Origin of the sequence: Microbacterium sp. (genome assembly GCF_030149085.1) — a bacterium.
GTDB lineage: Bacteria > Actinomycetota > Actinomycetes > Actinomycetales > Microbacteriaceae > Microbacterium.
Genome location: NZ_JASBSF010000141.1, coordinates 1 through 2928, shown reverse-complemented (window position 1 = coordinate 2928; position 2928 = coordinate 1). Strand labels below are relative to the sequence as shown.

Annotated in this window: 3 protein-coding genes and 1 tRNA gene; 1 reads left to right on the top strand and 3 read right to left on the bottom strand. The window is 65.8% G+C overall.

Annotated features, from left to right (window positions below):
* Positions 1 to 139: 139 nt before the first annotated feature.
* Entirely contained in the window at positions 140 to 1096 is a 957-nt protein-coding gene (locus Q1V87_RS05780) for an EamA family transporter (protein WP_300591236.1), read from the top strand.
* Between the two features lie 7 nt (positions 1097 to 1103).
* Here the strand turns inward: Q1V87_RS05780 and Q1V87_RS05775 are convergent, their stop codons facing one another.
* From Q1V87_RS05775 to Q1V87_RS05765, 3 genes are all read right to left on the bottom strand, one after another.
* Positions 1104 to 1490: a hypothetical protein gene (locus tag Q1V87_RS05775; RefSeq protein ID WP_300591235.1), complete on the bottom strand. Its 387-nt coding sequence runs from the start codon at positions 1488 to 1490 to the stop codon at positions 1104 to 1106.
* 169 nt (positions 1491 to 1659) lie between these two features.
* Positions 1660 to 1732: transfer RNA gene (locus Q1V87_RS05770), tRNA-Thr, on the bottom strand.
* Positions 1733 to 1802: 70 nt separating this feature from the next.
* A partial coding sequence (locus tag Q1V87_RS05765; RefSeq protein ID WP_300591234.1) for an alpha/beta hydrolase occupies positions 1803 to 2928 on the bottom strand: 1126 nt, incomplete at its 5' end.

Genomic DNA, 2928 nt, shown 5'->3' with positions numbered 1-2928 from the left:
ACGCCCACCCAGATCAGCACGAGAAGTGCGGGGATGCCGATTCGCAACCACCGCGACGGACGCAGACGCTCTTTCACTGGACCCATATCGCTAGTTTATCTAGCTAATGGGGTGCAGACGCAACCCCTATCGTTGACGGATGGTATCGGCATCCGTCGCGCTCCTGGGAGCGTTCATTTACGGTGCCGCCGACTTCTTCGGCGGGCTGGCGGCTAGGCGCCTGCGCTCGATCGTGGTGACGGCGACCGCCGCCCTGAGCGGGCTCGTTGTTCTGTTCGCGCTGGTACCCGCGCTCGGGGCGAGGTGGAACATCGAGGATGCCGCCTGGGGCGCCCTCTCCGGCGTCTTCGGCGTGATCGCCATCGTCCTGCTCTACGCGTGCCTCGCGATCGGCCCCATGAGCATCCTCTCTCCCGTGACCGCAGTCACCGGGGCTATCGCACCGATGATCTGGGGTCTCACGATCGGAGGTGAGAACCTCACAATCACGGGATACGCGGGGCTCGGCGTAGCCTTGGTCGCCGTTGTGCTCGTTGGGTTCATTCCCGGTCAAGGAGCAGTGAGGCCGTCCGGGCGCGGACTCGTGATGGCCGTGGGGTCAGGGCTCGCTATCGGGGCTTTCCTCATCGCTCTCGATCAGGCCGGCGACGACAGCGGTCTGGTGCCGATGATCGCCAACCGAGCGACGAACTCGCTCATCACGACGATCGTCGTCACGGTGATGATCATCTCGGCCGTGCGGCGCGGACAAGGCGCAGCATCCGCCCTGCGAGCGGGCGGGACCGAGCTCGGCGCCACACCCACCGGCCACGCCGATCTCGAGCACGCGCGCATGAACGTGATGACCCCGACGCGATCCGCTCCTGCAGGTTGGGGACTCGCCGTCGTGTGTGGCGTGCTCGATGTCATCGCGAACGTTCTGCTTCTGGCCGCCCTACGCCTCGGGGATCTCTCGATCGTGGCAGCACTTACCGCGTTGTACCCGGCCGGGACGATCCTGCTCGCGGCCCTCGTGCTTCGCGAGCGCATCGCGGCCGTGCAGTGGCTGGGTCTTGCCCTGGCCCTGAGCGCCGGCGTCTTGCTGGCTCTTGCCTGAAGCAGGTTCAGCCCTCGAGGAACAGCAGTACGACAGACACGACAAGACCAATGAGCGCGAGCGCCGCGAAGCCTGCGGTCAGGCGAGCAAGCGAACGCACCAACGGCGACGTCCGAGAGACCCGGACGGTATCGTGCCGGCCGAGGCGCGCCCACACCTCAACCTCTTCGTCGTGCACAGTCGCGCCAAGCGGGAGCGGGGCTTCGCCCAGGCTGCCGCCCTCATCGAACCACCGCACCACCGGGCCGACCGGCGTGGCCGTGACAACTGCACGCACCGGCACCCATGACCCATCGGCTACCCAGGCGATCAACGCCATGATCCCCAGCACGACAGCCGCGCCAAGCCCGATCCAGGTGTAGATCTCGAGAGCAATAGCAAGCGCGGGGGGCACTGAGGCTCCTCTTCTCGTTCAGAGCCACCTAAGGGAATCGTCCCCACCGCCACTCCAGCCGCCGCTACGCGGCGCCCGGAGCCTCCGGCGGCGTGGGCCCACCCAAGGGTTCGCTCCTCGGGCGATGAACGAGAACAGACCGCCCTGCGGACGGTCTCTTCTCGTTCAGAGCCACCTAAGGGAATCGAACCCTTGACCTATTCATTACGAGTGAATCGCTCTGCCGTCTGAGCTAAGGTGGCGTGATCGCTCGCGCGATGCACGATCAACGATCTTACCGTGTCCCCACGACCGCGACGAACACGGCATCCGTCACTCGCAGACGAGTCCGTCGGGCGGCACAATGCCGTCGATGAAGTAGGCCTCGACGGCATCATCCACGCAGACATTGCCCTTGTTGTACCCGGTGTGCCCCTCGCCCACGCGCGTGATGAGCACGCCCGACTCGAGTTGATCGGCCAGAGCAACCGACCAGTCGTAGGGTGTGGCGGGGTCACCGGTCGTACCGATCACCACGATCGGCTCGGCTCCAGCCGCCGTGATCGGCTCCCGAACACCGGTCGGCGCATAGGGCCATACATCGCACAGGTTCACGCTCTCCCAGTACGGGGCGATGGTCGGAGCCTGCTGGGCGATGGCCGCCTGAGACGCAGCGTGCTCGGCATCCGTCTCGTCAGCCGGGTAGTCCATGCAGTTGTAGGTGAGGAACGCCTCGGTCGAGTTGTCAAGATACTGGCCGTCCTGCCGGTTGTAGTAGCGGTCGGCGAGCGAGAATGCGGTGCTCGCCTCGCCCTGCAGCGCGTCGGTGAGCGCCTGCGTCAGGTACGGCCAGCTCTCTTGCGCATACAGCGCGGTGACGATGGCAGTCACCAGCGAGTCGGCACCCAGCATCCGGCCGTCGCTGTTGCGGATCGGGTCACGGTCGACGCTGGCCAGCAGAATCGCGAGGTCTCCCATGGCCTCATCGACCGAACCGCTGAACGGGCAATCGCTCTGACCGACGCACGAGGCCATGTAGGCACGGAGCGCATTCTCGAAGCCGATCGCCTGTTGCGTCGACACATCCAGCCCGCTCAGCGAGGGATCGATCGCGCCGTCGAGCACGAGACGCCCGACACGATCGGGGTAATGCTTCGCGTACGTGGCGCCGAGGAACGTCCCGTACGAGTAGCCGAGGTAGTTGAGCTTCTCGTCGCCGAGAACGGCGCGCAGCAGATCCATGTCCTGCGCCGCGTTCTCGGTGGTGATGAACGGCAGGATGCCGTCGCTGTTCTGCTCGCACGCGGCAGCGAAAGTCTTCTGCTTCTCGACGACGAACGCGTCCCATTCCGCAGAGCGGCGCTGCCCGGGCGGGATGTCGAAGACGAACGAGTCCATGCCGGCGGCATCCAGACAGGTGACGGCGGTGGATTCACCGACTCCGCGAGGATCGAAACCG